24 protein-coding genes and 1 pseudogene are annotated in these 26,710 nt (G+C 73.2%); 19 read left to right on the top strand and 6 right to left on the bottom strand.

Features of this window, described 5'->3' with window-relative positions:
* Positions 1 to 7: 7 nt before the first annotated feature.
* From P2424_RS18615 to P2424_RS18550, 14 genes are all read left to right on the top strand, one after another.
* Positions 8 to 1,105, top strand: a complete 1,098-nt coding sequence (locus P2424_RS18615; protein WP_276476878.1) for an ATP-binding cassette domain-containing protein — start codon at positions 8 to 10, stop codon at positions 1,103 to 1,105.
* Positions 1,102 to 1,956 carry an ABC transporter permease gene (locus P2424_RS18610; protein ID WP_276476877.1) on the top strand — a complete coding sequence of 285 codons (855 nt, stop codon included), beginning with the start codon at positions 1,102 to 1,104 and terminating at the stop codon, positions 1,954 to 1,956. Before P2424_RS18615 ends, P2424_RS18610 begins: the two co-directional genes overlap by 4 nt.
* 3 nt (positions 1,957 to 1,959) lie before the next feature.
* The gene (locus P2424_RS18605; protein WP_276476876.1) at positions 1,960 to 2,781 is read left to right on the top strand and encodes an ABC transporter permease; all 822 of its coding nucleotides are present in this window, start codon (positions 1,960 to 1,962) and stop codon (positions 2,779 to 2,781) included.
* Positions 2,778 to 4,043 carry an MCE family protein gene (locus tag P2424_RS18600; RefSeq protein ID WP_276476875.1) on the top strand — a complete coding sequence of 422 codons (1,266 nt, stop codon included), beginning with the start codon at positions 2,778 to 2,780 and terminating at the stop codon, positions 4,041 to 4,043. Before P2424_RS18605 ends, P2424_RS18600 begins: the two co-directional genes overlap by 4 nt.
* A complete protein-coding gene (locus P2424_RS18595; protein ID WP_276476874.1) occupies positions 4,040 to 5,071 on the top strand; it encodes an MCE family protein in 1,032 nt (343 codons plus the stop codon). Before P2424_RS18600 ends, P2424_RS18595 begins: the two co-directional genes overlap by 4 nt.
* Positions 5,068 to 6,114, top strand: coding sequence for an MCE family protein (locus tag P2424_RS18590; protein WP_276476873.1), 1,047 nt, complete (start codon positions 5,068 to 5,070; stop codon positions 6,112 to 6,114). Before P2424_RS18595 ends, P2424_RS18590 begins: the two co-directional genes overlap by 4 nt.
* Entirely contained in the window at positions 6,114 to 7,277 is a 1,164-nt protein-coding gene (locus tag P2424_RS18585; RefSeq protein ID WP_276476872.1) for an MCE family protein, read from the top strand. Before P2424_RS18590 ends, P2424_RS18585 begins: the two co-directional genes overlap by 1 nt.
* Positions 7,274 to 8,461: an MCE family protein gene (locus P2424_RS18580; protein WP_276476871.1), complete on the top strand. Its 1,188-nt coding sequence runs from the start codon at positions 7,274 to 7,276 to the stop codon at positions 8,459 to 8,461. The genes P2424_RS18585 and P2424_RS18580 overlap by 4 nt, the downstream gene beginning before the upstream one ends.
* On the top strand, positions 8,461 to 9,693 hold the full coding sequence (locus P2424_RS18575; protein ID WP_276476870.1) for an MlaD family protein: 1,233 nt from the start codon (positions 8,461 to 8,463) through the stop codon (positions 9,691 to 9,693). The genes P2424_RS18580 and P2424_RS18575 overlap by 1 nt, the downstream gene beginning before the upstream one ends.
* Positions 9,690 to 10,298, top strand: a complete 609-nt coding sequence (locus tag P2424_RS18570) for a hypothetical protein (RefSeq protein WP_276476869.1) — start codon at positions 9,690 to 9,692, stop codon at positions 10,296 to 10,298. Before P2424_RS18575 ends, P2424_RS18570 begins: the two co-directional genes overlap by 4 nt.
* Before the next feature lies 1 nt (position 10,299).
* Positions 10,300 to 10,890, top strand: coding sequence for a hypothetical protein (locus P2424_RS18565; RefSeq protein ID WP_276476868.1), 591 nt, complete (start codon positions 10,300 to 10,302; stop codon positions 10,888 to 10,890).
* A 68-nt stretch (positions 10,891 to 10,958) separates the two neighbouring features.
* The gene (locus P2424_RS18560) at positions 10,959 to 11,543 is read left to right on the top strand and encodes a hypothetical protein (protein ID WP_276476867.1); all 585 of its coding nucleotides are present in this window, start codon (positions 10,959 to 10,961) and stop codon (positions 11,541 to 11,543) included.
* Between the two features lie 21 nt (positions 11,544 to 11,564).
* Complete coding sequence (locus P2424_RS18555) at positions 11,565 to 12,545, top strand: hypothetical protein (protein WP_276476866.1); 981 nt, start codon at positions 11,565 to 11,567, stop codon at positions 12,543 to 12,545.
* Positions 12,546 to 12,617: 72 nt separating this feature from the next.
* On the top strand, positions 12,618 to 13,883 hold the full coding sequence (locus P2424_RS18550; protein WP_276476865.1) for a lytic transglycosylase domain-containing protein: 1,266 nt from the start codon (positions 12,618 to 12,620) through the stop codon (positions 13,881 to 13,883).
* Between the two features lie 237 nt (positions 13,884 to 14,120).
* Here P2424_RS18550 and P2424_RS18545 read toward each other — a convergent pair whose 3' ends face one another.
* The gene (locus tag P2424_RS18545) at positions 14,121 to 15,158 is read right to left on the bottom strand and encodes a cation diffusion facilitator family transporter (RefSeq protein WP_276476864.1); all 1,038 of its coding nucleotides are present in this window, start codon (positions 15,156 to 15,158) and stop codon (positions 14,121 to 14,123) included.
* Between the two features lie 358 nt (positions 15,159 to 15,516).
* Between P2424_RS18545 and P2424_RS18540 the strand changes: the two genes are divergently transcribed.
* On the top strand, positions 15,517 to 18,117 hold the full coding sequence (locus P2424_RS18540; RefSeq protein ID WP_276476863.1) for a glycoside hydrolase family 3 C-terminal domain-containing protein: 2,601 nt from the start codon (positions 15,517 to 15,519) through the stop codon (positions 18,115 to 18,117).
* Positions 18,118 to 18,120: 3 nt separating this feature from the next.
* Here P2424_RS18540 and P2424_RS18535 read toward each other — a convergent pair whose 3' ends face one another.
* Positions 18,121 to 19,026 (bottom strand): helix-turn-helix transcriptional regulator, encoded by a 906-nt coding sequence (locus P2424_RS18535; protein ID WP_276476862.1) that lies wholly within the window; start codon positions 19,024 to 19,026, stop codon positions 18,121 to 18,123.
* A gap of 152 nt (positions 19,027 to 19,178) precedes the next feature.
* Here P2424_RS18535 and P2424_RS18530 point away from each other — a divergent pair, with 152 nt between their 5' ends.
* Positions 19,179 to 19,829, top strand: a complete 651-nt coding sequence (locus P2424_RS18530; protein WP_276476861.1) for an NAD(P)H-binding protein — start codon at positions 19,179 to 19,181, stop codon at positions 19,827 to 19,829.
* Positions 19,830 to 20,152: 323 nt separating this feature from the next.
* Here the strand turns inward: P2424_RS18530 and P2424_RS18525 are convergent.
* Positions 20,153 to 20,395 (bottom strand): annotated as a pseudogene (locus P2424_RS18525) (type B 50S ribosomal protein L31); the annotation flags it as partial.
* A gap of 188 nt (positions 20,396 to 20,583) precedes the next feature.
* On the opposite strand from P2424_RS18525, the gene P2424_RS18520 reads away from it, so the two are divergent.
* Together P2424_RS18520 and P2424_RS18515 are read left to right on the top strand one after the other, a co-directional pair.
* Positions 20,584 to 21,717 (top strand): hypothetical protein, encoded by a 1,134-nt coding sequence (locus P2424_RS18520; RefSeq protein ID WP_276476860.1) that lies wholly within the window; start codon positions 20,584 to 20,586, stop codon positions 21,715 to 21,717.
* Between the two features lie 7 nt (positions 21,718 to 21,724).
* Entirely contained in the window at positions 21,725 to 23,008 is a 1,284-nt protein-coding gene (locus tag P2424_RS18515; RefSeq protein ID WP_276476859.1) for an MFS transporter, read from the top strand.
* 80 nt (positions 23,009 to 23,088) lie between these two features.
* On the opposite strand, the gene P2424_RS18510 is transcribed toward P2424_RS18515, so the two are convergent.
* Positions 23,089 to 23,841 (bottom strand): SDR family NAD(P)-dependent oxidoreductase, encoded by a 753-nt coding sequence (locus tag P2424_RS18510; RefSeq protein ID WP_276479018.1) that lies wholly within the window; start codon positions 23,839 to 23,841, stop codon positions 23,089 to 23,091.
* Between the two features lie 233 nt (positions 23,842 to 24,074).
* Here P2424_RS18510 and P2424_RS18505 point away from each other — a divergent pair, with 233 nt between their 5' ends.
* Positions 24,075 to 24,623 (top strand): DoxX family protein, encoded by a 549-nt coding sequence (locus P2424_RS18505; protein WP_276476858.1) that lies wholly within the window; start codon positions 24,075 to 24,077, stop codon positions 24,621 to 24,623.
* Between the two features lie 50 nt (positions 24,624 to 24,673).
* Here the strand turns inward: P2424_RS18505 and P2424_RS18500 are convergent, their stop codons facing one another.
* Together P2424_RS18500 and P2424_RS18495 are read right to left on the bottom strand one after the other, a co-directional pair.
* Positions 24,674 to 25,114: a hypothetical protein gene (locus P2424_RS18500; protein WP_276476857.1), complete on the bottom strand. Its 441-nt coding sequence runs from the start codon at positions 25,112 to 25,114 to the stop codon at positions 24,674 to 24,676.
* A gap of 200 nt (positions 25,115 to 25,314) precedes the next feature.
* Positions 25,315 to 26,706, bottom strand: coding sequence for a 6-phospho-beta-glucosidase (locus P2424_RS18495; protein ID WP_276476856.1), 1,392 nt, complete (start codon positions 26,704 to 26,706; stop codon positions 25,315 to 25,317).
* Positions 26,707 to 26,710: the final 4 nt, after the last annotated feature.

The raw sequence follows: 26,710 nt of genomic DNA, 5'->3' as shown, positions 1-26,710 counted from the left end.
ATCGGGGATGGGCATCGAAGTAGCCGTCCGGGGGCTGACCAAGTCCTACGGCACCAAGAACATCTGGCAGGACATCACGCTCACCCTGCCGGCCGGGGAGGTCAGCGTCATGCTGGGACCCTCCGGCACGGGCAAGACCGTCTTCCTCAAGTCGCTGATCGGACTGGTGGAACCCGAGCAGGGCAGCGTGCTGGTCGACGGCGTCGACATGGTGCGCGGCCGGGAGCGCGACGTGTACGAGGCGCGGAAGACGTTCGGGCTGATGTTCCAGGACGGGGCGCTGTTCGGCTCGATGAACCTGTTCGACAACATCGCCTTCCCGCTGCGCGAGCACACCAGGAAGAAGGAGTCCGAGATCCGCCGCATCGTCATGGAGCGGCTGGAGATGGTGGGGCTGATCGGCGACGAGGGCAAGCTGCCCGGCGAGATATCCGGCGGGATGCGCAAGCGCGCCGGCCTCGCCCGGGCCCTGGTGCTCGACCCGCAGATCATCCTCTGCGACGAGCCCGACTCCGGGCTCGACCCCGTCCGCACCGCCTTCACCTCGCAGCTGCTGATCGACCTCAACGCGCAGATCGACGCGACGATGCTGATCGTCACCCACAACCTCGACATCGCCGCGACCGTCCCCGACAACATGGGGATGCTCTTCCGTCGCCGCCTGGTCACCTTCGGGCCCCGGGAGGTGTTGCTGACCAGCGAGGAACCCGTCGTCGCACAGTTCCTCAGCGGCAGCCGGAGCGGCCCCATCGGAATGTCCGAGGAGAAGGACGCGGCCGCCCTCGCCCGGGAGGCCGACGCGCCGGCGCCGGGACCGCTGAACGCCGTGCCGCGGAAGCTCGTCCCGCAGCTGCAACCCACCCCCGGGCTCCCCGAGCGGCAGGCCGTGCGGCGCCGCCGGGAACGGGTGGCGGGCCTGCTCGACGAGCTGCAGCCGGCCGCCCGCCGCGCGATCGAGGCCGACCTGGTGCAGGACCTGGCGCCACTGCCGCGGCGCACCAGCACCGTACGCCGGGACTCCGCCGCCGATCCGCACGCGCCGACCCTCTCCGCCGGCCTCGTGCCCCCGGCGGGGGCCGAGCCGGATCCGAAGGAGCGGTCATGACGGCGACCGAGCACACTCCGCAGCCCGCCGGTGAAAGACCCGGGGAGTCGCCGTCCGCGACTCCACCCGCCGCCGGGACCCCCGTACCCGGCCTCGGCTTCCTGCGGGAGCCCGGCAAGCTGTTCGCGCTGTCCCTCACGGTGCTCCGCGCGGTCTTCCGACGGCCCTTCCAGTTCCGCGAGTTCATCGAGCAGTTCTGGTTCATCGCGAGCGTCACCATTCTGCCCGCCGCACTGGTCTCGATCCCGTTCGGCGCCGTCATCGCCCTCCAGGTCGGCTCGCTGACCAGCCAGATCAGCGCCCAGTCCTTCACCGGCGCGGCCAGCGTGCTCGTCAACATCCAGCAGGCCAGCCCGCTGATCGTCGCCCTGCTGATCTCCGGAGCGGCCGGCTCGGCGATCTGCGCCGACCTCGGCTCCCGCACCATCCGCGAGGAGCTGGACGCGATGGAGGTGATGGGCGTCTCGCCCGTCCAGCGGCTGGTGGTGCCCCGCGTCCTGGCCACCGTCTGCGTGGCGGTCCTGCTCAACGGCATGGTCTCGGTGGTCGGCACCCTCGGCGGCTACTTCTTCAACGTCGTCCTGCAGGACGGCACCCCGGGCGCCTACCTCGCCAGCTTCTCGGCGCTCGCGCAGCTGCCGGACCTCTACATCAGCGAGATCAAGGCCCTGGTCTTCGGCTTCATCGCCGGGATCGTCGCCTCCTACCGGGGGCTCAACCCGCGCGGCGGCCCCAAGGGCGTCGGGGACGCCGTCAACCAGTCCGTCGTCATCACCTTCCTCCTCCTCTTCTTCGTCAACATGGTTCTCACCGGCATCTACCTCCAGCTCGTCCCGCCGAAGGGGGCGTGAGCCATGGCCCGTCCCGTGACCGGACGCCTCTTCGGCTGGCTCGACGAACCCGGCGACCAGCTGCTCTTCTACCTCCGCGCGCTGTTGTGGGTCCCCAGGACCCTCGCGCGGTACCTGCGGGAGGTCCAGCGCCTGCTCGCCCAAGTGGCCTTCGGCAGTGGGGGGCTGGGCGTCATCGGCGGCACCGTCGGTGTGATGATCGCGATGACCCTCTTCACCGGCACCGTGGTCGGCCTGCAGGGCTATGCGGCGCTCAACCAGATCGGCACCGAAGCCTTCACCGGCTTCATCTCCGCCTACTTCAACACCCGGGAGATCGCCCCCCTGGTCGCGGGCCTGGCGCTGTCGGCCACCCTGGGAGCCGGGTTCACCGCGCAACTGGGCGCCATGCGCATCAACGAGGAGATCGACGCGCTCGACAGCATGGGCATCCGCTCCATGCCCTACCTCGTCACGACCCGCATCATCGCCGGCGTCGTCGGCATCATCCCGCTCTACGGCATCGGCCTGCTCAGCTCCTACCTCTCCTCCCGGTTCATCACCGTCTTCTACAACGGCCAGTCGGCGGGCACCTACGACCACTACTTCGGGCTCTTCCTCTCCCCGACCGACGTATTGCTGTCCTTCCTGAAGGTCTTCGTCTTCAGCGTCATGGTGATCCTCACCCACTGCTACTACGGCTACCGCGCCACCGGCGGTCCCGCGGGTGTCGGCATCGCGGTGGGCCGCTCGGTACGCAATGCGATCGTGCTGATCAGCGTCACCGACTTCTTCCTCAGCCTCGCCCTGTGGGGCGCCACCACCACCGTGAAGGTGGCCGGATGAGCGCCGCACCGCGCCGCAGACTGGCAGGGGTGGCCCTGCTGCTCGTCCCCGCGCTGCTGATCTGGCTCTCGGTGGCCGTCTACGACAAGCAGTTCACCGACGCGGCCGAGATCACCGTGGAGACCTCGCACGCGGGCCACGAGATGCACGTCAACACCGATGTGAAGCTGCGCGGCGTGGTCGTCGGGCAGGTGCGGGAGATCACCTCCGACGGCAAGGGCGCCCGGCTGCGGGTCGCGCTGCAGCCGGACAAGCTCGCGCACATCCCCGCCGACGTACGCGCCCAGATGCTGCCCACCACCGTCTTCGGACAGCGCTACGTGGCCCTCGTCCCGCCCCGGGACCCGGCCCCCCGGCCGATCGCGGCCGGAGCCACCGTCCCGCAGGACCGCAGCCGCAACGCCATCGAACTGGAGCAGGTGCTGGACCACCTGCTGCCCACCCTCACCGCCGTGCAGCCGCAGAAGCTCGCGGCCACCCTCACCGCCGTCTCCCAGGCGCTGGAGGGCCGCGGCACCGAGCTCGGGGACAACCTCGTCGCGCTGGACCGCTACCTGAAGAAGCTCAACCCCCACCTCCCGGCCCTCAACCAGGACGTCAAGGAACTGGTGAAGGTCAGCCACCTGTACGCCGACACCGCGCCCGGGATTCTCGACGCGCTCTCCGACTTCGCCACCACCAGCAGCACCCTGGTGGAGAAGGCCGACGACCTGGCCACCGCATACGGCACCACCACCGGCACCGCCCGTGAACTGACCGGGTTCCTGCGGGCGAACCGGGAGAACATCATCCGGCTCGCCGGAGCGAGTCGTCCCACGCTGCGGATCCTGGCCGCCCGGTCCCCGTCCTTCCCCTGCACGCTGCGCACCCTCGCCAACTTCGTGCCTGTGATGGACCAGGCGCTGGGCAAGGGCAGCGACCGCCCGGGGCTGCACGTCGACCTGGAAGTCACCCGCTCCCGCGGCGCCTACCGGCCAGGCGAGGACGCCCCCGCCTACGGCGGAGAGGCCGGGCGGGGCCCCCGCTGCTACTCGGCCCCCTACCTCGGCCCGGCGGACGGTACGGCCGCCGGGGAGAAGCGCACCGGACCGGCCGGTGAGGGCGCCACCATCGCCGATGCCCGGGGCGGAACCGGGATGCCCAACTCACCACAGGAGAACCAGCTCATCAACGAGGTGCTGGCGCCGTCGAAGAACCTGCCGGACTGGAGCAGCGTCCTGGTCGGGCCGACCCTGCGCGGTACGGAGGTGAGACTCAAGTGAAACGCGCCTCACTCGCCGGGCCGCTCGTCAAATCGCTCGTCTTCATCCTGGTGACCTCCCTCGCCACCGCCGTGCTCGCACTCAGCATCTCCGACACGGGGGTGGGCGAGACCGACTCCTACCGTGCCCGGTTCACCGATGTGACCGGCCTGGTCGAGGGCGACAGCGTACGGATCGCCGGGGTGCGGGTGGGCAGGGTCGAGGAGATCGGCGTCGTCGACCACCGGGTCGCCGAAGTGCGGTTCTCCGTGCAGAAAGGCCGTGCCCTGCCCGCCTCGGCACACGCCTCGGTGAAGTACCTCAACATGGTCGGGCAGCGGTACGTGGACCTGAAGCGCGGCAGCGGAATCGTCGGGCGCACCCTGGCCGCGGGCGGCACCATTCCGCTCAGCCGCACCACACCGGCGCTCGACCTCACCCAGCTCTTCAACGGGTTCAAGCCGCTCTTCCAGGGGCTCTCGCCCGAGGACACCAACCAGCTCGCCGGAGAGATCATCAGCGTCCTCCAGGGCGAGGGCGGCACCGTCACCTCGCTGGTCGGCCACATCAGCTCACTGACCACCACGCTCGCCCGGCGCGACAAGGTCATCGGCTCCCTGATCAAGAACCTGAACTCGGTACTCAAGACGGTCAACACCAGGGAGAAGGGCTTCAACGAGCTCATCACCAGCCTGCGCGACCTGGTGTCGGGCTTCGCCGAGGACCGCGAACCGCTGGGCGACGCGGTCACCGCCATGGGCGGGCTGGCCACCACCACGGCCGGACTGCTGGAGGACGGCCGGGCGCCGCTGAAGAAGGACATCCGCCAGTTGGGCCGGCTCTCCGAACAACTCGACAAAGGGACCCCCCAGTTCGAGTCGTTCCTGCGCACCTCGCCGAAGAAGATGAGGACGCTCGCGCGGCTCGCGTCCTACGGCTCCTGGTTCAACACCTACCTGTGCGAAGCGAGGACGAGCGGACTGACCATGGCCGACGGCAGCGAACCACCCACCGGCATCGCCGTCACCCAGCCGAGGTGCCGGTCATGAGCGGCCGCACGGGACGCGGGGTGCCCCGCCTCAAGCCGATGTCGCAGCGCAACCCGATCGCCGTCTGCCTGGTCGGGTTCCTGTTCCTCGCCCTGCTGGGCACCGCCGTCTACCGCGTCGACGACCTGCCCCTCATCGGTGGCGGGACCACCTACACCGCCGAGTTCACCGAGGCGGCCGGGCTGCGGGCCGGCAACGAGGTACGGGTCGCCGGCGTCAAGGTCGGTGAGGTCTCCGCCGTCGTGCTCGACGGCGCCGAAGTCGCCGTCGAATTCGAGGTCGAGGACACCTGGGTGGGCAACGCCAGCCGTGCCGCCATCAGTATCCGCACCCTGCTCGGGGAGAAGTTCCTGGCCCTCGATCCGCTCGGCAGCGGCCGCCAGGACCCCGCCCGGCGCATCCCCACCAGCCGTACCACCTCCCCCTACGACGTCACCCAGGCGTTCACCGGGCTGGGCCGCACCTTCGAGGAGATCGACTCCGAGAAACTCGCCAAGAGCTTCCAGGCCGTCTCCGACACCTTCGAGAACACCCCCGAGGACGTACGCGGCGCCGCCAAGGGGCTCTCCGCGCTCTCCCGCACCATCTCGTCGCGGGACACCGAACTCGCCCAACTGCTGCGCGGCAGCAAGAAGCTGACCCGCACCCTCAAACAGCGGCGCGCGGACTTCAGCACGCTGCTGCGGGACGGCAACCAACTGCTGGCCGAGGTCCGCGCCCGCCGCTCCGCCATCCACCGGCTCTTCACCGGAACCCGCGACCTGGGAACCGAACTGACCGGACTGGTCGACGACAACAACAAGCAACTGGGCCCCACCCTGCGCGCCCTGGACCGGGTCACCGACGTCCTGCACAAGAACCGCAACCGGCTGGACGCGGCGCTGAAGGTCGCGGGCCCCTACTACCGCCTCATCGGCAACACCCTCGGCAACGGCCACTGGTTCGACAGCTATCTGTGCGGCCTCGTCCCCGCACGGTACCTGCCTCCCGGTACCCCGCCCGAGAACGACTGCCGGCCGCCGAAACCGGGAGGCAAGAGCTGATGCGCGCTTCGACCACCACCGGCGGCCGCCCGCTGCGGGCCCGCACACTCGTGCTGGGGACCGTCCTCACCCTGCTGATCGGCGTCGCGGCAGCCGGGGCGACCGTGCTCGGCGGTTCGCACGGCATGCGCGTCACCGCCTGGTTCGACCGGGCCGTGGGCGTCTACGAGGGCTCCGACCTGCGGGTGCTGGGCGTACGCGTCGGACGGGTCGAGGCGGTCGAGCCGCACGGAAAGCGGGTCGAGGTCACCCTCCTCGTGGACGAGGGCGTGCGGCTGCCCGCCGACGCGCGCGCTGTCGTCATCGCACCCAGCCTGGTCTCCGACCGCTACGTGCAGCTCACCCCCGCCTACACGAAGGGGCCCCGGCTCGCGGACGCCGCGGTCCTGCCCTCGGGCCGCAACTCCGTACCGCTGGAAGTCGACGAGCTGTACGCGAGCATCACCGAACTCAGCGACGCGCTCGGGCCCGAAGGCGCCAACTCCGACGGCGCCCTCTCCGCTCTCCTCACGGTCGGCGCGGAGAACCTGGACGGCAACGGGAAGGCGCTCGGCACATCCGTCGAGGAGTTCGGCAAGGCCGCCAAGACCCTCAACGGGAACAGCGGCGACCTCTTCAGCACCGTCAGCTACCTGAAGTCCTTCACCTCCATGCTCAAGCGCAACGACAAGCGGGTGCGCCAGGCGGAACGCCAGTTGGGCGACGTCACCACCTTCCTCGCCGAGGACAAGGAGAACCTCGCCCAGGCGCTGTCCCAACTCGGCACGGCACTGGGCAAGGTGAAGAAGTTCATCAAGGACAACCGCGGCGATCTGAAGAAGAACGTCAAGAAACTCGCGCCGATCACCCGCACCCTCGTCGAGCAGCGTGCCTCCCTCGCCGAGGCACTCGACACCGCGCCGCTGGCCGCGGACAACTTCCTGCGGGCCTACAACCCGAGCCGGGGCACCCTCGACAACCGCGCCGACATCAACGAGATCAGCATCGGCGGGCCCCTCACCCCGGCCGCCGGGGCGGCCTCCGGCGGAACCGCCGGACTGGTGCCCGTCACGCCCGAGGAGCGCGAGGCCCTGCCCGCCGTGCCACTGCCACCGACCGGCACCGTCTACGGCACCCCCGACGGCGAACGGCGGGACGCCGCCGGTGAGGAGGCCGGCGAATGAGCCCCGTCCGCGGCAGGAGCGGCTCCCGAGCCGCACGCGTCGGCACCGGCGTCACCGCGGCCGCCGTCGCCGCGGCCCTCGGCCTCACCCTGCTGGGCGGCGGGGTCGACCTGCCGCGCTTCACCGGAATCGAGGACCTGCCGCTGCCCGGCGGCGCCGATCTGGGCGACCACCCCTACGAGGTCACCGCCGAGTTCGGCGACGTGCTCAGCCTGGTCCCGCAGTCCGCGGTCAAGGTCAACGACGTCACCGTCGGGAAGGTCACCGACATCTCCCTCTCCGGGAAGGGCTGGACGGCCGAGGTCACCATGCGGATCAACGGAGACGTCCGGCTCCCCGGCACGCCGTACGCGCGCATCGAGCAGTCCAGCCTGCTCGGCGAGAAGTACGTGCAACTCCTCGCCCCGCCGCAGGAGAAGGACACCACGTCCCCCGCGGCGGCCCGACCGGCCGCGGCGCACGGCTCGGGCCGGGACACCCGCATCCCGCTCTCCCGCACCAACCGCAACCCCGAGGTCGAAGAGGTACTCGGCGCGCTGTCGATGCTGCTCAACGGGGGCGGCGTCAACCAGCTCAAGACCATCACCACCGAACTGAACAAGGCCCTGGAAGGCAATGAGGAGGAGGTCCGATCCGTGCTCGGCCGCGTCGACAAGCTGGTGGGGAACCTCGACCGGCACAAGGGCGACATCACCCGGGCCCTGGACGGCGTCAACCGGCTCTCGGCGACCCTCGCCGCCCGGAAGAAGAGCATCGGCACCGTACTGACCGACGTCAGCCCGGGCCTGACGACGCTGGAGGACCAGCGGGGCCAGCTCATGACGATGCTGCGCTCCCTCGACACCCTCTCCGAGGTCGCCGTGGACACCGTCGACCGCAGCAAGGACGACATCGTCGCCGATCTCAAGGAACTCGCGCCCACGCTGCGGCGCCTCGCCGACTCCGGCCAGGACCTGCCCGACTCCCTCCAGGTGCTGTTCACCTACCCGTTCACCGACGAGGTGCTGCGCGGCGTCAAGGGCGACTACCTCAACCTGTACCTGAACGTGGCCGCGCCGCCCGGCACCACGCTGACCCCACCGCTGGAGGAGGAGCCCATCCCGCAGGACCCGGGCGCCGCCGGGGGCGACGGCGCGGCGCCGCTCCCGCTCCCCGCCGTCACCGCCACCGGGAGTGAGGGCTGATGCTGACCCGCGCCACCGTCCTGAAGAACATCGCCTTCCTGGCGCTCGCCGCGCTCGTACTCGGCGTCATCGGAGTGCGCTACGCGGACGTGGGCCGGTATGTGGGCCTCCGCGACTACTTCACCGTCCGCGTCGAACTGGCCCGCACCGGTGGCCTCTACGAGCACGCCGACGTCACCTACCGCGGGGTCTCCGTCGGCCGGGTGGGCGACCTCGACCTGACCGACAGCGGGGTCTCCGCCGAACTGAAGATCAGAAAGTCGGCTCCACGGATCCCCGCCGGTCTCACGGCGCACGTCGCCAACCTCTCCGCGGTCGGGGAGCAGTACCTCGACCTGCGGCCCGACACGGGCGAGGGCCCCTTCCTGCACGAGGGATCCGTCATCCGGCAGCCCGACACGACCGTGCCGGCACCTCCCACCAAGGTGCTGGCCAGCGTGGACAACCTCGTCGCCAACCTGCCGCGCAGCTCCCTGCGCACCGTCGTCGACGAACTGGGCGAGACCTTCGAGGGGCGGGGCGACGATCTGGAGGTCCTGCTCGACACCGGCAGCGAGTTCCTGGACGCCGCCGACGCCGCGGCGCCCGAGACCACCGGACTCATCGTCGACTCGACGACCGTGCTGCGCACCCAGCGCGAGGAGGGCCGCGCCCTGCGCGACTTCGCCGACGGCGCCGAGGAACTGCTCGGACAGCTCAAGAAGTCCGACCCCGACCTGCGCCGGCTCATCACCGCGACGCCGGGCGCCGCCACCCAGGTGACCGGCCTGCTGCGGGACCTCGACCCCAGCCTCAGCGTGCTGCTCGCCAACCTCACCACGACCGCCGAACTGACCGTCACCCGGGCGCGCGGTCTGGAGGAACTGCTCGTCAAGCTGCCCCGGGTGGCGGCCGCCGGATCCACGGCCGTCACCCGCGACGGCGCGTCCTTCAGCATGGCCCTGGCCTTCTTCGACCCGCTGCCCTGCACGGCAGGCTACGGCGACACCCCCTACCGGAGCGGGCTGGAGACGGGGGAGGCACCGCCCCTCAACGACCGTGCCCACTGTGCCTCCCCGCCCTCCAGCGGCAAGAACGTCCGCGGCTCGGCCAACGCACCCACCGGGGGGCCGCTGCCCGAACCGGCCCGTCCGCATGCGTACGCCGCCGGCGCCGCCACCGCCCCCGTCGGTGAGGGCGACCCGGGGCCCCGCGACATGGCCGGCCTGCTCGGGCTGAAGGAGGCGCGATGACGACCGAGGTGAGCGAAGAGGAGACCACCCGCCGACCGGATGCGGCTGAAGACGCGGCCGGGGAAGCGGCCGGGGAAGCGGACCGCCCGGTCGGCCCCGCCGGGCGGGGACCGGTCTGGCTGGCCGCGCTCCTGGTCGCGGCGCTGCTCTTCGGCGCGTCCTCCGGGTGGATCTACTGGCGGGCGCACACCGACGACGACCTCGCCTACTCCCGTGCCCGCGATCGGGCCCTGGCGGCAGGCCGCGCCCATCTGGCCACCCTCAACTCGGTCGACACCGCGCACATCGAGGTCGATCTGCGCGAGTGGCGCCGGGCCGCCACCGGCCCCTTGCGCGACGAGCTCCGCCGTTCGGAGAAGAAGAACGCGAAGGCCCTGCGGGAGCGCGGCAGCACGGCCCGGGCCGAAGTCACCGACGCGGCCCTGACCGGTCTGGACGACACGGCGGGTACCGCGACGCTCATCGCGACGCTGCGGATCCGCACCACCACCCGCTCCGGCACCCCCGCGACGGACCGCAAACGGATGCAGGCGGGGCTCGAACGGACGGAACAGGGCTGGAAGCTCACCTCGGTGACGCCGGTCGCCGTGGGGGAGGGGAGCTGAGATGCGCTGGAGACGTGGAACAGGGGAGAGCGCCGGGGCAGGACGCCGGGCATCCACGCTCCGGGCCGCCGCCTGGCTGCCGGACCTGCTGGCCCGGCGCCGGGCCCGCTGGTGCGCGGTGCTGGTGCTCGTGGCGGCACTCGCCGCCGGGACCGGATTCCTGGTGCGGGCGGCCGAGCTGACGGGCGGTCCGGCCGCACGGAACGCGGCCCTCACCGACCGGGCGGCGACCAGCAGGGTCTCCGGTGAGGTCCAGGACGCGCTCGCACGCGTCTTCTCCTACACCCCCGAGGGCCTGTCGGGAACGGAGAAGGCGGCCGACGAGGTGCTGGCGGGAAAGGCGGCGCAGCAGTACGAGTCGCTGTTCGGCCAGGTCCGAAAGCGCGCGGGAAAGCAGAAGCTGACCCTCGCCACCCGCGTGGTGAGCGTGGGGGTGACCCGGTTGCACGGTGACCGCGCCCACCTCCTCGTCTTCCTCGACCAGACCACACACCGCGCGGGCCGCGACCCCGCGCACGCCGGCGCCCAGCTCTCCGTCTCGGCCCGGCGGCAGCACGGCGACTGGCGGATCGTCGGCATCACGGCGCGCTGAGGGCGGACGCGGATCGCGGAGCACCCTTGCGGCAGCAGGGAAACGGGAAGAGGAAGGAGAGGCGAGACGTGGCAGAGGCGACACAGGCGGATGGGGAGGGGCAGCGCACCCGGTGGTCCCCGGCGGGCGGGCCGGTGCGGGTGGCTGCCGTGGCCCTGATGGTGGTGGCACTGTCCTGTGCGGCCTGGACGGGCTTCTCCTGGTACGGCGCCGCGCACGACGACACGCTCGATTACGCCGCCACACGCGACGAGGTGCGCGCGGCGGGCGAGCAGGCGGTGCAGAACCTCAACACGCTCGACCACCGCAAGCTGGAGAGCGGGCTGGACTCCTGGGAGCAGTCGACCACCGGCGAGCTGCGCGGCCAGCTCAAGAAGGGCCGCGAGGAGTTCGAGAAGCAGATCCGCGAGGCCAAGACCGTCACCTCGGCCCGCATCCTCTCCAGCGCCGTGGCGGAGCTGGACGAGCGCGCGGGACGGGCCGGAATGCTCATCGCCGTCCGCACCACGGTCAAGGCACCCGACGAGAAACCCGCCACCAAGCAGACCCGGATGCGGGGCGAGCTCACCCGCACCGGCGAGGGGTGGAAGCTCAGCGCCCTCGAACAGGTGCCGGTCGGCTACACCGCCGCCGAGCCGGACGAGAGCGACTGACCGGAGAGCCGGAGGAAACCCATGTCGACCACCCGCCACCTCGTCAACCGCCGACGCCGCCTCGAGGCCCGGCCGCGCACCGGGGCGGAGCGCTCCGCCCCCGCGGCAGAAGAACAGCAGCCGGTCCACAAGTCCGGCTCCGGGACCGCGCAGACCGACGCCGGGAACGGCGCGCGGACCGCCTCCGGGGCGGGCGCCGAGCCCGGTGCCCGCCCCGGTGCGAAGTCCGGCCGGAAGCCGTCCGGTGCCGGGGCCGGAAGCAGCCCCGCCGCCCGCGCCTCCGTCCGGCCGGGGCGCAGGCCGCGGACCGAGCCGTCCGCTGCCGCGGCCGTCGCCGAGGTCGCGGTGGGGAAGCGCACCTCGCGTGGCCGGTTCCCCGCTGCTGTCCTCTCGCGGCTCGTGCGGGCTCCCCGTACGCTTCCGGTGGTCTGCGCGGTGCTGACCCTCGTCTTCGGAGGCTTCGCCGGCTGGGCGGCGAGCGAGGCCCGCGAAGTGCGGAACACCGCCTCGGCCCGCAACTCGGCACTTGCCGACGCGGCCCGCACCAGCGAGGTCAAGGGCGAGGTCAGCAGCGCGGTCAACGCGCTCTTCTCCTACGACCACACGCATCCGGAGAAGAACGAGCGCGCGGCCGACCGGCTGCTGACCGGACGCGCCGTCGATCAGCACCGCGCGCTGCTGGCCCGCGTCCGGGCGCAGGACCGGGCGCAGAAGCTGGTCCTGACGACGACGGTCACCGACAGCGCGGTCACCGAACTGGAGGGCGACCGCGCGCGGGTGCTCCTCTTCGCCGACCAGCACAGCGCCCGCACCGCGGGGAAGGCCGGCTCCGCGGACGGTTCGGGAGGCAAGTCCGAAGGCGAATCGAAGGACAAGGCCAAGGACAAGGCCAAGGACAAGGCGGACGACGGAAACGCCACCTACGCGGGCGCCATGCTCGCCGTCAACGCCGTGCACAAGGACGGCGCGTGGCGGATCACCGCGATCGACACCCTCGACTGACCGGCCCGGGCTCCGGGCCGGTACCGGTCCCGCCCCGTATCGACCGGCACGCACCGGGAGGAGAGCGAGCAGATGACGCAGCAGGAGGGAACCCGCCCCGGCCGGGGCGGCCGGCACACCGCCGTCGGCGCCCGGAGCGCTCCGGGCCGCCCCGCCGGCGGCAGGCACGTCCGGCTGCGCCGGCGCGCGGCGGGCACCGCGCTCGCCGCGCTGGCCGTCGCCGCGCTGACGGCCTCCCAGGCACCCGGAGCGGTCGGTCCCCCGGAGGCCCGGGAACCGTGGAAGCCGGTGCGCACGGGCACCCCGTATCCACAAGGCGCCGCCGACGACGGTTCCTACCACGTCGAACTCCCGCCCCTGGCGGGCCCCGACGGCCTCCGGTCCGCCCGCAGCCCCGGCCTGCGAGCCAGGGCCGAGGCCGAATCCGGCATACCGGCGACCGTGCTGCGCGCCTACCGGAACGCCGAGCGGCGGCTGCGCTCCCAGGCCCCCGGATGCGGACTGCGCTGGGAACTGCTGGCGGCGCTGGGGAAGGTGGAGTCCGGTCAGGCGCGGGGTGGCGATCTGCGGTCCGACGGCACCACCCGGAGGCCGATCCTGGGACCGGTGCTGGACGGCGGCGGGTTCGCCCGCATCACGGACACCGACGGCGGCGCCTGGGACGGGGACACGCGGTTCGACCGGGCGGTCGGCCCCATGCAGTTCATCCCCGGTACCTGGCGGAGCTGGGGCGCGGACGGCAACGGCGACGGCAGGAAGGACCCGCACAACATCCACGACGCCGCGCTGGCCGCGGGCCGCTACCTGTGCGCCGGGGACCGGGACCTGACCAGCTCCGCCCAACTGCGCGCGGCGGTCCTGAGCTACAACCACTCGGGCGCCTATCTGCGCACCGTGCTCGCCTGGTTCGACTTCTACCGCAAGGGCACCCACGCCGTGCCGGACCGCGAGGGGGTGCTGCCCACCAGCCCGGGCGCGGGCGGCGCGGGTGAGCAGAAGGACGAGAGAGGCAAGAAGCAGGACAAGAGCGACAAGGGCGAGGGCAAGGACCAGGGCGGGGGCGCCACCTCCGGTGGCCGGACTCCCGGATCCGGAAGCACCGACGGCGGTGGCGGTGCGGAACCCGGCGGCGGACCGACCCCCCGCCCCACCGGTTCCGCTTCCGGCTCCCCCGATCCGGACGACTCCGGGACTCCGGGCGGTGGTTCCGGCGAGTCGCCGGGCTGCCCGCAGGACTCCGGATCGCCGTCGCCCGGCCCGACGAAGTCCCCGTCACCGTCCCCCACGCCGACTCCCACCGGCAGCGGTGCCCCGTGCCGGAGCGGGGAGGCCGGCTGAGCCGAGGACCTCCACGGAAGCGCGGGGAGGCCGGTTGGTCGGAGTGCTTCCTCGCGACCCCGAGCCGGCGCACGCCCCCGTGCGTGTGTGCTGCCCCGCGAGGCAGCGCGCAGGCACGGGTCCAGCACGCTGACGCCGCTTCGTGGGGCCGCCGGGCCGCGCACGACCGCTCAGCGATGGCGTGGCCCGGCGCTGCCCGGCAGGGCCGGGCGGCCCTTCCCGGCCCGGCGGGCGCCCTCAGCCGAGGTGCACCGGGCCGTGCGGGGTCTCGCAGTGGCCCGCCGCGGACCCCGCCGGAGTGCGGCCGCCGCCGTCGGCCGACCGGTCCGCGTGGTCGATCTGCAGGGTGGTGTGGGTCAGTCCGTGCCGCTCGGCCAGCATCCGGTCCAGGGCGCGGCGGACACGGTGGCAGTCGCCGCCGGGCTCCACCAGGACATGGGCCGACAGCGCGGGCTCGCCCGAGGTGATCGTCCAGATGTGCAGGTCGTGCACCTCGGTGACCGCGTCGGTCGCGGCCAGCTCGGCGCCGACCTCGTCCGGGTCGAGCCCGACCGGTGCGGCTTCGAGGAAGATGCGGCCGGAGTCGCGTAGCAGTCCCCAGCCCGCCTTCAGCATCAGGACGGTGACCAGCAGCGTGGCCAGAGCGTCGGCTCGTGCGAACCCGGTGGTCAGGACGATGAGACCGGCCACGGCCGTGCCGATGAAGGCGAACAGGTCGTTGAGGATGTGCTGGTAGGCGCCCTCGACGTTGAGCGAGGAGCGGTTCGCCCGGGACAGGCACCAGGTGGCCAGCAGATTGACCACGATGCCCACCAGCGCCGTGCTCAGCACCATCCAGCCGGTCACCTCGGGCGGATCGATCAGCCTGCGTACGGCCTCGTAGCCCAGCCAGAGGGCGGCCAGTATCAGCGTCAGCCCGTTCGCGTGGGCCGAAAGGATCTCCGCACGCTTGAGCCCGAAGGTGAAGCCGCCACGGGCGGGTCGCGCCGACAGTCGCATCGCCACCAGTGCCAGCACGATCGAGAACGCGTCGGTCAGCATGTGCGCCGCGTCCGACAGCAGGGCCAGCGAGCCCGCCAGCACCGCGATGGCTGTCTCGACGACGATGAAGACGGTGATCAGCGCCAGCGCCGCCGACAGCCAGCGCCGGTCGGCCCCGGCCGAGACACCATGCGTGTGCCCCGAGTGATCGTGCCCCGGTCCGTGCTCCCGCTCGGGTTCCCGTCCGTGCCCGTGGCCGGGCTTCCGGCGTCCGTGCTCGTCCCTGGTGCCCACGTCGGTCCTCCCCGTCGATGCTCCTCGGCTACCCGTGGCCGTGTTGCCGGCACCGTCGGCCGACACCCCCGCGCCCCCGGGTCCACAGCAGTGAAACCCATGGCGTCGCGTAGCTGCAAAGACTGCACCGGTGACCGTTGTCAGTACCGATAACACCGCTGTGAACTGCGGTTTCTTCATGAATTCCGTTGTCGCTCCGGCCCGGACCCGAGCGCATGCCACGGGCTGCGGGCGCTCGGCGGCCCGTCCTGCAACGTGATGACTTCACCCGGATTCCCGCGTCCGAGCACCGCCGGATCTGAGAAGCTGGCCGCAACCGGCGATCGACAAAGAGCGATATGGGCGGTGTGGGCCGTAGATGGACGACAGCTCCCGGTACGACGCTGACCGCGGTCCCGGCGCACATCCCGGTGACGGGGGACGTCCGGCGGCGGGCGAGCGGGAGCGGGCAGCCCGGGCCGAGGCGGTGCTGGCCGGACTGGACCTGCCGGGCAAGGTGGCACTCCTCGCCGGGACGGACATGTGGTCGGTCGGCCCGTACGACGGCCCATCGGCGGCCGGGTTCGGCCGACTCGTCCTCTCGGACGGCCCCGCGGGGGTGCGGGGCGAGAGCTGGACGCCCGAGGATCCCAGCGTCGCCCTGCCGTGCCCCACCGCGATCGGCGCCACCTGGGACACCGCGGCAGCCCGCGCCGCCGGACTGCTGCTGGCTCAGGAGGCCCGCCGCAAGGGCGCGCACGCCGTACTGGCGCCGACCGTCAACCTGCACCGCACCCCCTACAGCGGGCGGCATTTCGAGGCGTACGCGGAGGACCCCAGACTGACCGGCGTCCTGGGCGCCGCGCTCGTCGCGGGGCTGCAGGAGGGGGGCGTCGCCGCCACGCCCAAGCACTACGTGGCAAACGACGCGGAGACCGACCGCTACACCGTCGATGTCCGCGCGGACGCACGCACTCTGCGCGAGCTCTACCTCGAGCCTTTCGAGTACATCGTGCGCACCGCCGATCCTTGGCTGCTGATGGCGGCGTACAACAGCGTCAACGGCGTGACGATGAGCGAGCACGACGTGCTCAACAACCACGTGCTGCGCGGCGAATGGGGCTTCGACGGGGCCCTGGTCTCGGACTGGACCGGCGCCCGCTCCACCCTCGGCTGTGTACGCGGTGGCCTCGACCTGGCCATGCCCGGCCCCGACACCGTCTACGGCGAACACCTGGTCGCCGCCGTCCGGCAGGGCCGGGTGTCCGAGGAAGCGGTGGACGCGCTCGCCCGCCGGGTCCTGCTGCTCGCCGCCCGTGTCGGAGTCCTGGACGGCGCGCCGCCGGCCGTGCCCTCCGCCGCGCTGCCGGCGGCGCTCGACGGCCCGGCCGTCGCCCGGGACCTCGCCGTGCGGTCCTGCGTCCTGCTGCGCAACGAGCCCGCGGGGCCGGGCCGGGGCGCCGGGCCCGACGCTGCCGCGCTGCCGCTGGACCTCGCGGGGCGCACCGGCGGCAGCGTGCGCCGGATCGCCGTCAGCGGACTGCACGCCCGGGCGCCCCGGTTCGGTGGCGGCGGCAGCTCCCAGGTCTTCCCCGAGCGGGTCAGCAGCCCGCTGGAGGCGCTGCGCGCCCTGCTCCCGTCCGGGGCGGAGGTCTCCTACGAGCCGGGACCAGACCCGCGCTCCCGGCTGGCCCCCGCGAGCGGCGACGACGGATTCCGGCTGACCGCAGTCCTGCACGGCCTGGACGACGCCGAGCTGGCCCGGGTGGAGCAGCGGGACGGCAGCGTGCGGTGGATGGGAAATCTGCCCGGCGGAGTCCCGTCCGCCGATCTGGGCCGGGTCGAGCTGGTCGGTACCTTCACGCCGACGGCCGGCGGTACCCACCGGCTCGCGGTGCGCGGTGTCGGGCACTTCCGCCTGGAGGCCGGAGAGCGGGTGCTCTACGACGCCGAGCTGCAGGCCGAGAGCGAGGACCCGGCCGCCGCGTTCCTCAACCCGCCACAGCGCACCTTCCTGCTGGACGCCGAAGCCGGTACGCCGCTGCCGGTACGCCTCCTGCACACGGTGCCCGCCTACGGGGTCGGCGGGCTCTTCGGCCTGATCTCCTTCGAACTCGGCTACGGCGCGCCGGCCGTCCCCGAGCAGGCGCTGATCGAGCGCGCGGCCCGCGCCGCGGCCGGGGCGGACTGTGCGGTGGTCTGCGTCGGCACCACGGACGAGTCCGAGACCGAGGGCGTCGACCGGGACACCCTCGCCCTGCCGGGTCGTCAGGACGACCTGGTCAGGAGCGTCGCGGCGGCCAATCCGCGCACCGTCGCGGTGGTCAACGCGGGTGCGCCGGTGCTGATGCCGTGGCGGAAGGAGGTCGCCGCGGTGCTGCTGTGCTGGTTCCCCGGCGAGGCGGGCGGCGAAGCCCTCGCCGAGGTGCTGCTGGGCGCTGCCGAGCCGGGCGGGCGGCTGCCCACCACCTGGCCGGACGCGACCGACGACCTGCCGGTACACCAGGTGACTCCGGACGGCGACGGCCGACTGCCGTACGCCGAGGGACCTCGCATCGGCTACCGCGCCTGGCGTGCGGCCGGTGCCGAGCCCGCCTACTGGTTCGGGCACGGGCTCGGCTACACCCGGTGGGAGTACGAGTCGATGAACATCACCGTCCGGGACGCCGGCGGCGACGACCCCTACGCGACGGTCGCCCGGGTCACCGTGCGGGTGCGCAACAGCGGGCACCGGCCGGGCCGTGAGGTCGTCCAGCTCTATCTCGGCCCCGAGGGCGCGGACCGTTCGCTGGCGGCCTTCGCCGTGGTGGAGGCCGCGGCGGGCGACTCGGTGCAGGCGCAGCTGGAGGTGCCGCAGCGCGCCGTGCGGGCCTGGGACGACGCGCTTGCCGGCTGGCGGCCGTGTCCCGGCCCCTACCGGTTCGCCGCGGGCCGCAGTGCGGCCGACATCCGCCTGGTGGCCGACTTGGAGCTGCCGTAGCGGTCAGCTCCGTACCGAGGTCCGGAAGGCTCCGGGGGTGGCGCCGGTGCGCTGGTGGAAGAACTTGGCGAAGTTGGTCGCGTCGGCGAAGCCGAGAGCGGTCCCGATCCGGGCGGCGGAGCGGTCGGTGTGCGCCAGGAGGCGCTTGGCCTCCAGCACGACACGGCGGTCCACGAACTCCTTGGCCCCCAGTCCGACCGCCGCACGGGTGGCGCGGGAGAGGGTGCGGGGTGAGTAGCCGAGGGCGCGGGCGTAGTCGGCGACGCGGCGGGTGCGGGCGAAGTCGGCCTCGACGGCGGCCCGGAAGCGGCGGAAGGCATCCGGCGGCGGGAGCGCCTCCGTGCCGTTCGCGCCGGGTGTGCCGAGGAGCCGCCGCAGCAGCACCGCCAGCAGGTGCCGCAGCACGTCCTCGTGCGTGCCCCGTGCGGGTGGGTGCCACTCGGCGGCGAACTCGAAACGCAGGTGGTCGAGGGCGAACCGGACCGCGCGGGCGTTCTGGTCGCGGGGCTGCCGCGCGACCGCGTCCGCTGCCTCGTCCAGGCCCACGGCCGCCGCCGTCGCCGGATCGGGGAAGGCGGGCCGGAAGAGGATCAGCGCACCTTCGGCGCCGTGCAGGCCGGTGTACTGCTGCACCTGCCCGGGCCGCACCCACAGCCAGCCGCCGGGCCCGGTGGCGTGCTCGGTGAAGTCGACGGACTGCCGCAGCGTCCCGGACTCCACGGCGAAGAGCTGGTGGAAGTCCGGCCGCTGCGGATCGGCCGGCCGCAGGCCCCCGCGGGCGCCGCGGGCGCGCAGTTCGGAGAGCGTCAGCACTTCCAGACCCGCGGCGGCGACGCCCGGCGGCGGGGCGTACGGCAGCTCGGGGATCGCGGCGGACGCGGAAGCGGTCGTGTGTCCGGTTCTCACCATGGCTGGTCGTGACCCTACCTCGCGGGGCGGCCGGCGCCCGGTTAGCTTCGAGGTGTCGTCCCCCTGGCGGGGGACCCGGCGGGAACGGTGGCGAGGCGCCACGCGTTCGGCGCCCCCATTCCTCATCCGCTCGGCGCTACAGGAGTACCACCATGGCGAGAATCGCCGTCTTCGGGGCCAACGGCAACATCGGCAGCAGGATCGTGCGCGAGGCACTCGACCGCGGCCACCAGGTCCTCGCGGTCGTGCGGGATCCCGGCACATTCGTCGCCTCCGGTGAGGCCGTCACGGTCGTCACCGGCGACGTCCTCTCCGCCGAGTCCGTCGCGGCGGTCGCCGGGAGCGCGGACGTCGTCGTCAGCGCGGTAGGCGGCAAGGACGGCCCGGGCCATCTGGCCACCATCGAACCGGCCGCCGAGTCGCTGGTCGCCGGAGTGCGCGCACTCGGTGCCGGGGCGCCGCCACTGGTGTTCGTCGGCGGTGCCGGCTCGCTGCGCAGGCCGGACGGCTCCCGGGTGTGGGACACGGAGGGACTCCCGGAGGCGATCCTGCAGATCATGCACGCCCACGGGGACGCACTCGCATACCTGCGCGGCGTCCAGGACGTGCGCTGGACCAACATCAGCCCCGCCGCGACGATCGAGCCCGGAGAGCGTTCGGGGACGTACCGCACCGGCAAGGACGACCTGGTCGTGGATGACGACGGAGTCAGCCGCATCTCGATGGAGGACTACGCCGTCGCCGTCCTCGACGAGATCGAGAACCCGCGGCACGTGCGGGAGCGGTTCACCGTCGCCGACTGAGCGCCGTCGCCGGGCCGGGGCGGTCGCCCCGGCGCCGGGCACCGGCCCGGCGCCCCGGCAAGCGTCGTCACGGCCGTTCGGGCTCGGGCAGCACCAGCACCTGCCGAAGCGAGGACGGGGCTCGTGCCGGTCAGGGCAGGCGGCGCTCCAGCGCGGCCCGCCGGTCAGGGCAGGCGGCGCTCCAACGCGGCCCGGCCCTCTGCCGCGATGCGTTCGCGGGCCCACTGGAGGTTCTCCTCCGACAGGTCGCGGCCGGAGGCGAGGACCAGGTCCTCGGGTGTGGGGTCGCTCTCGGGAGCGGCGTGCAGGATCTCGTCCGGCGTCGTCCCCTCGTAGCGCTGGCGGAATTTGGCGATCTGTCCCTCGGAATCCACGGCACGTGCCCTTCCGGTGTAGAACGGATGGCTCTCGGAGGAGATCTCCACGTCGACGACCGGGTAGGTGCGTCCGTCGTCCCACTCGATCACGGTGTCGCTGGTGGCCGTGGAACGCGTCAGGAACGCGTATCCGGCCGACCGGTCGCGGAAGACCACCTCGCGGTAGTCGGGGTGGGTATCTGACTTCACAAGCCGCTCCTTCCCCCGCGTGCAGGGCGCCCTCTCCAGGCTACGTCCCCGCCGCGGGCCCGGCATCCCGCCGGTGCCGCCCCCGCGGGCGGCCGCCCGCCATCCGGCCCCCGGCTCCGAGGTGCGGAGCCGGGGGCCGCGCGTGATGCTGGGGAGAGGTCGTCCTCCCCTTTCGGAACGAGGTAGCGATGCGCACCAACGACCTGACCGACGAGGTCCTCGCCGAACTGCGGAAGCCGCGCCCCTACCCGGCGGTCACCCTGGTGCTGCCCACCCACCGCACCAAGCCGGACAAGCTGCAGGATCCGGTGCGGCTGCGCAATCTCATCGCGGAGGCCGGCCGGCGGCTCTCCGCGGACCCGCAGGTGCCGGCGTCGGTGCGGGCCGACGTGCTCAAACAGCTCGAACAGGCTGAGAACGAGCTGGATCTGGTGTACACACTCGACACCCTGGTCGTCCTCGCGGCCCAGGGCGAGCACCAGTTCTGGCATCTGACCCGGCGTGCCGGTACCGAACGCATCGTCGTCAACCACACGTTCCTCACCCGCAACCTCGTCGCCGCCCGGGCGCAGAACCGGCCCTACTGGGTGCTCACCTTCGACGAGGAGCGGGCCAGGCTGTGGAGCGGGGTGGGCGAGCAGCTCACCGAGGAGCGCCGATTCGGATTCCCGGTCGCGCACGAGACCGACCTCTCCGAGCGCGAGCGCGCCTCCCGCACCGGCGATGTCACCTCCGGCTACCGGGACGAGGCCGCCCTCCAGCACCTGCGGGACGTGGACGCCGACCTCGCCAAGGTGCTGGAGGTCGAACCCAGGCCGCTGCTGGTGGCCGGATTGCAGCACGGGCTGAGCGCACTGGCCGACGTCGGCACGCATACGGCACGCGGCGCGCTGGCCACCGTGCCCAAGGGCGGACTCGTCGACGCGCGGGCCTCCGTCGTCCAGGAGGCCATCGCACCCGCCCGCGCCGAACTGCTGCGGACCCGGGCCGAGACCGCGCTCCGCCGGCTCGACGACGCCAAGGGACGCAAGGAGTTCGTCTCGGGGATCGACGAGGTGTGGCGGGCCGCGAGGGAGGGCCGGCTCGCGCTGCTGGTGGTCGAGGAGTCCTACCGGCAGAAGGTCCGGCTGACCGGCGGTCATCTGGCGTCGGTCACCGACGACGCGGTCAGCGACGCGTCCGGGGAGGTACGCGACGACATCGTGGACGAGACGGTGGAGGCCGCGCTGGACACCGAGACCGATGTGGTCTTCGTGGCCGAGGACGTGCTGGCCGGGCACGGCAGGATCGCGGGCGCGGTCCGCTACACCTGGGCCGGGTAGTCGCTCCTTGGAGCGCCGGGGAGCGCGCTCCGGAGGGCCGGCCGGCGCCGCGCACCCCACCGCGGCGGGCGGCCCCGCCGAGGACGCCGAGGACGGCACCGCCGGGCGCGGCCCGCTGCGGTACGCGGCGGCGGCCTTCGTCTTCGCCGTCGGCATGGCCGGCACCACGCTGCCGACCCCGCTCTACGGCCTCTACCGGCAGGAGTTGGGCTTCGGCGAACTGATGGTGACGGTCGTCTTCGCCGTCTACGCGGTGGGCGTGATCGCCGCGCTGCTGGTGGCCGGGGACTACTCGGACAAGCTGGGCCGGCGGCCGGTGCTGCTGGCCGCGCTGCTCCTCTCGGCGGCCAGCGCCGGGTGCTTCCTGCTGGAGGGCGGGCTGCCGCTGCTGTTCTGCGGGCGGCTGCTGTCCGGGTTCGCCGCCGGGCTCCTCTCCGGCGCCGCGACCGCGGCCGTCCTCGAACTGGCGCCCGGTGGCAGCCGGGGCTTCGCAGCGACCGCCGCGAACATGGGTGGGCTCGGCTGCGGACCGCTGCTGGCGGGAGTTCTCGCGCAGTACGCGCCGCGCCCGCTGACCCTGCCGTTCGCCACCCACCTGGTGCTGCTCGCCGCCGCGGGCGCGCTGACGCTGGCGCTGCCGGAGACCGCGCGCCCGCCCCGCCCGCGGCCCCGGCTGCGGCCGCGCGGGATGACGGTGCCGCGCCAGGTGCGACCGGTGTTCGTTCCGGCGGCGCTGGCCTGCTTCACGGGGTTCGCCGTCTTCGGGCTGTTCACCGCCGTCTCGCCGGGCTTCATGAGCGGAACCCTGCACATCGGCAATCTGGCGGTCTCCGGTGCGGTCGTCTTCTCGGTCTTCTGCGCTTCGCTCCTGGGACAGTCGCTGTCCGCTCGTCTCGGCGCCCCGGCGGCGCTTCCGCTGGGCTGTCTGGGGTTGGTCGTCGGCATGGTGCAGGTGGGGCTCTCGCTGGTACTCGGTTCGCTGGTGCTGCTGGTGACCGGTGCGGTGACCGGGGGCATCGGTCAGGGGCTGGCGTTTCGATCGGCCATGGCGACGGTCAGCGGCCGGGCGCCGAAGGAGCACCGCGGGGGCACCATCTCGGCGCTGTTCGTGGTCGCGTATCTGGGGATCTCGCTGCCGGTCGTCGGGGTGGGCGCGCTCAGCACCGGGCTGGGGCTGCGCAACGCGGGGCTGGTCTTCTCCGCCTGCGTCGTGGTGCTCGCTTCCGGGGTCGGTTCCTGGCTGTGGCGGGCCCGGGAGGCCGCGGCCGTCGCGCCCGACCCGGCCGACTGAACCCCGCGACCGCCTGCCCGTCGGCCCCACGCAGGCGCCCCGCGGAGCCGAGGAGCGCGGCGGGCGGTGGACGCGTGGCGTCACTGCGCCGCGTACCCGCCGTCCACCAGGTGATAGCTGCCCTGGACGAAGGAGGCGCGGTCGGAGAGCAGGAACGCCGTCAGCTCCGCGACCTCCTCCGCGGTGCCCAGGCGGCCTTGCGGATGCAGCGAGACGAGGCGCTCCCGCATCGGGTTGTCCGTCTCGCGGAGCAGGGGCGTGTCGATGAAGCCGGGCCCGACGGCGTTGATCCGCACGCCCTTGTCGGCGTATTCGAGGGCCGCCGTCTTGGTCAGGCCCACCACGCCGTGCTTGGCGGCCACGTAGGCGGGGCTGCCCGCGAAACCGTTGGTGCCCAGGATGGAGGCCATGTTGACGACGGCCCCGCGGCCCGCGGCGGCCATCACCGGAAGCTGGTACCGCAGCCCGTAGAAGACTCCACTGAGATCGGTGGCGATGACGCGGTCCCAGGCGGTGATCTCGTACTCGCCGGTGGGCATCGAGGGACCGCCCACGCCCGCGTTGTTCACCACGAGATCGAGCGCGCCGAAGGTTCCGGTCGTGAACCGCACCGCCTCCCGCGCGGAATCCGGGTCGGTGACGTCGACGACCAGCGCCTCGGCGGTCGCTCCCGTCGTCTCCAGCTCGCCCGCCGCGAGTTGCGCGCCGTCCTCGTCGTGGTCCGCGACGACGACCCGGGCGCCCTCCCGTGCGAGCCGGCGGGCCACGGCCAACCCGATCCCGGAGGCGGCGCCGGTGACCAGCGCGGCCCTGCCGTCGAACTCGCCGCTCATCCGCACGACCTCCTGCTCGGTGCCCGTTGCGGCCACCCTCCGCCCCGGCGCGGTGGACCGCACCGCCTCCGCAGCCGTCCGGGTGAGCGGCAGCGGGCCCGGCACCGCGGGGCCGGGGCGTGCCGTGCACCGGACGGCGGGCTCCGGGTTGCGGGCCGGCCGGTGGGCGCGTGCCATGGCGGTGACGGCACCCCGCCATCCGCTCCGGCCGCCCGCGCACCCGAGGACCTCGTATGACGCCACTGCAACTGGTCTCCCGCCCCCTTCTGGGCGTGTTCTTCGTCAACGCGGGAGTGGGGACGCTGAGCCGGCCCGGGCCGCCGGCCGAGCTGGCGGCACCCTTCCTGGAGCGGCTGCGCGAGAAGGTTCCGCTGCCGGGTGACGACGTGACGCTGGTGCGGGTGAACGCCGCGGTCCAGGTGGTGGCGGGTGCGCTGCTGGCCACCGGACGGGTGCCGCGGACGGCGGCGCTGGCACTGGCCGGCTCGCTGCTGCCCACGACGCTGGCCGGGCACCCGTTCTGGGAGCAGGACGACCCCGGGCAGCGGGCCGCCCACCGGATCCACTTCGGAAAGAACACCGCCATCGTGGGCGGCCTGCTGGCCGTCGTCAGCGATGCCGACCATCATGCGCGCGCCCGGGCGCTGCGGGCCCGGGCCAAGAAGCACAGGGCACAGCACTGCCCCGCGCACGCCCGCCGCGCGGCGGCCCGGCCTCCCTCGGGCGCCGCACGCGTGGCGCGCTGCCCCTCGGGCCGCGGCCGCGCGGCCCGCACCGGTTAGCGGCCCGCCGACCGGCGGCCCCGGTCACCGGCCGCCGGTCGACGGACCCCTCAGGAGCCCTTGAGCGTGTACTTGCAGCCCTGTGAGCTCTCGCCGCCGGCGTTCTTGTCGACGGTCTTGCCGTCGACCTCCACGACGCAGGCCGGGAAGACGAAACGGCCGTCGGTGCCCTTGACGGCCTGCGGTGTGACATAGAGCTGCACGCCGTTCTTCAGCTCGGCTCCCTCGAGGGTGACCTGGTCCTCGTGTTTCCAGGGCAGCGTCGCGGTCTCGAAGTGGCTGTCGCCCGCCGCCCAGCCGATCTGCGAGGATCCCGAGCCCTCCACCCGGAGGGTGACCCGGTGGGTCTCCGGCGGACCCCACGTCTGCTTCGGTTCCGCCGCGGCCGAGGCGCCGCCGCTGTCCGCCTCCCCGTCGTCCGAGCCCCCGCCGCAGCCCGTCACCAACGCGCACACCATGACTAAGGTCGCTCCCGCGACTGTCCCGCGCACCTTCTGCTCCTCTGTGTCGACGGCTGAACATCCCCCCCCGGACCCCGGCCGTGAGCCTAGTGGGCCGGGAGCTGTTCGGTGGGTGGAACAGGAGAGGAGAGACTGCGGAGGACCCGGGGACGCGCCGAACCGCCGGCGCGCCCGGTCGGCGGCTCACCGGTGCGCGGACTCGCTTCGCCCACCCCGGGGACTGGCTCCGCTCACCCCGCGGAGCCTTCCGGCGCCGCCAGCGGGCGCGCCGTCTCCAGGACGCGCTCGGCCGCGTGGACCGAGTCCACCAGCGGGTGGAGGGCCAGGGCGCGCAGCGCGGCACGGTGTGAGCCGCGGGTCGCGGCCTCGACGGTGGCGCGCTCGACGGCCTTGAGCTGGAGCATCAGCCCCAACTGGTCGGCGGCGACCGGTCCGGTGGCCAGCGGGCGGGCACCGCCGGAGTCGACCAGGCACGGCACCTCGACCACGGCGTCGGAGTCGAGGCCGGGTACGGCACCGCGGTTGCGGACGTTGAGGATCAGCGTGGTGCGCCTGTTCCGCGAGATGGCCCGCATCAGGGCCAGTGCGACCCGGTCGTAGCCGCCGCCGTCCAGGTCGCAGCTGTCGCGCTGCCAGCCGCCGGACGCCTCGCGGCTCTCGGCCATGTAGGTCTCCTCGCGTTCGCGGCGCGTCTCCTCCCATGCCCGGAAGGCCCCCTCGCCGCCGCCGGAGAGTTCGGCGTAGAAGCCTTCCTGCTGCCGGGCGAGGAACTCCCCCCGGGTGGCGTCCGCGGCGCGGATCGCGGTGAGGGCCTCCCGGTGGTGGTAGTAGTAGTGCAGGTACTCGTTGGGCAGCGCGCCCAGGGCCTGCAGCCACTCGGTGCCGAAGAGCTTGCCCTCCTCGAACGACTCCAGCGCCGGGGCGTTGTCCAGCAGCGCGGGCATCCGGTCGGTGCCGTCGACCACGATGCGGCGCAGCCAGCCGAGATGGTTGAGGCCCACGTAGTCGAAGTCGGCGCGGTCGGGGTCGGCACCGGCGGCCCGTGCGGCGCGGCGGCAGAGCCCGACGGGGGAGTCGCAGATGCCGATGACGCGGTCTCCCAGCACCCGGCTCATCGCCTCGGTGACCATGCCCGCCGGGTTGGTGAAGTTGATGACCCATGCCTGCGGGGCGAGCGCGGCCACCCGTTCGGCGATGTGGGTGGCCACCGGGACCGTGCGCAGTCCGTAGAGCACCCCGCCCGCGCCGACGGTCTCCTGGCCCAGCAGCCCCTCGGCCAGCGGATGCTGCTCGTCCCGCACCCGTCCGGCCAGACCGCCGACGCGGATGGCGCTGAAGACGAAGTCGGCGCCGCGCAGGGCCTCGTCGAGGTCGGTCGTGGTGCGTACGGCGGGTGCCGGTCCGGGATGCCCGGCCGCCTGCTCGGCCAGCACGGCGCTGATGGCGCGCAGCCGGCCGGGGTCGGTGTCGTGGAGGACGAGTTCGGTGCAGCGCCCGGCCGCGTCGGGGTCCTGCGCGTCGTCCAGCAGCGCGCGGTGGACCAGCGGGACCCGGAATCCGCCCCCGCCGAGCACGGTGAGCCGCAGTCCGGCGGCGCCGGTGGGGTCCGGCGGTGCTGTCATTCCC

It is taken from the genome of Streptomyces sp. WMMB303 (assembly GCF_029351045.1).
GTDB lineage: Bacteria > Actinomycetota > Actinomycetes > Streptomycetales > Streptomycetaceae > Streptomyces.
Note: the sequence above shows the minus strand (reverse complement) of the source record. Positions and strands in the feature narration are given on the sequence as shown.

Coding starts and splice junctions, on each gene's coding strand:
- P2424_RS18575 (WP_276476870.1), top strand. CDS start 8,461: ATGCTGACCCGCGCCACCGTCCTGAAGAACATCGCCTTCCTGGCGCTC.
- P2424_RS18505 (WP_276476858.1), top strand. CDS start 24,075: ATGACGCCACTGCAACTGGTCTCCCGCCCCCTTCTGGGCGTGTTCTTC.
- P2424_RS18600 (WP_276476875.1), top strand. CDS start 2,778: ATGAGCGCCGCACCGCGCCGCAGACTGGCAGGGGTGGCCCTGCTGCTC.
- P2424_RS18495 (WP_276476856.1), bottom strand. CDS start 26,706: ATGACAGCACCGCCGGACCCCACCGGCGCCGCCGGACTGCGGCTCACC.
- P2424_RS18520 (WP_276476860.1), top strand. CDS start 20,584: ATGCGCACCAACGACCTGACCGACGAGGTCCTCGCCGAACTGCGGAAG.
- P2424_RS18610 (WP_276476877.1), top strand. CDS start 1,102: ATGACGGCGACCGAGCACACTCCGCAGCCCGCCGGTGAAAGACCCGGG.
- P2424_RS18570 (WP_276476869.1), top strand. CDS start 9,690: ATGACGACCGAGGTGAGCGAAGAGGAGACCACCCGCCGACCGGATGCG.
- P2424_RS18510 (WP_276479018.1), bottom strand. CDS start 23,841: ATGAGCGGCGAGTTCGACGGCAGGGCCGCGCTGGTCACCGGCGCCGCC.
- P2424_RS18550 (WP_276476865.1), top strand. CDS start 12,618: ATGACGCAGCAGGAGGGAACCCGCCCCGGCCGGGGCGGCCGGCACACC.
- P2424_RS18555 (WP_276476866.1), top strand. CDS start 11,565: ATGTCGACCACCCGCCACCTCGTCAACCGCCGACGCCGCCTCGAGGCC.
- P2424_RS18590 (WP_276476873.1), top strand. CDS start 5,068: ATGAGCGGCCGCACGGGACGCGGGGTGCCCCGCCTCAAGCCGATGTCG.
- P2424_RS18565 (WP_276476868.1), top strand. CDS start 10,300: ATGCGCTGGAGACGTGGAACAGGGGAGAGCGCCGGGGCAGGACGCCGG.
- P2424_RS18530 (WP_276476861.1), top strand. CDS start 19,179: ATGGCGAGAATCGCCGTCTTCGGGGCCAACGGCAACATCGGCAGCAGG.
- P2424_RS18615 (WP_276476878.1), top strand. CDS start 8: ATGGGCATCGAAGTAGCCGTCCGGGGGCTGACCAAGTCCTACGGCACC.
- P2424_RS18605 (WP_276476876.1), top strand. CDS start 1,960: ATGGCCCGTCCCGTGACCGGACGCCTCTTCGGCTGGCTCGACGAACCC.
- P2424_RS18585 (WP_276476872.1), top strand. CDS start 6,114: ATGCGCGCTTCGACCACCACCGGCGGCCGCCCGCTGCGGGCCCGCACA.
- P2424_RS18580 (WP_276476871.1), top strand. CDS start 7,274: ATGAGCCCCGTCCGCGGCAGGAGCGGCTCCCGAGCCGCACGCGTCGGC.
- P2424_RS18535 (WP_276476862.1), bottom strand. CDS start 19,026: ATGGTGAGAACCGGACACACGACCGCTTCCGCGTCCGCCGCGATCCCC.
- P2424_RS18540 (WP_276476863.1), top strand. CDS start 15,517: ATGGACGACAGCTCCCGGTACGACGCTGACCGCGGTCCCGGCGCACAT.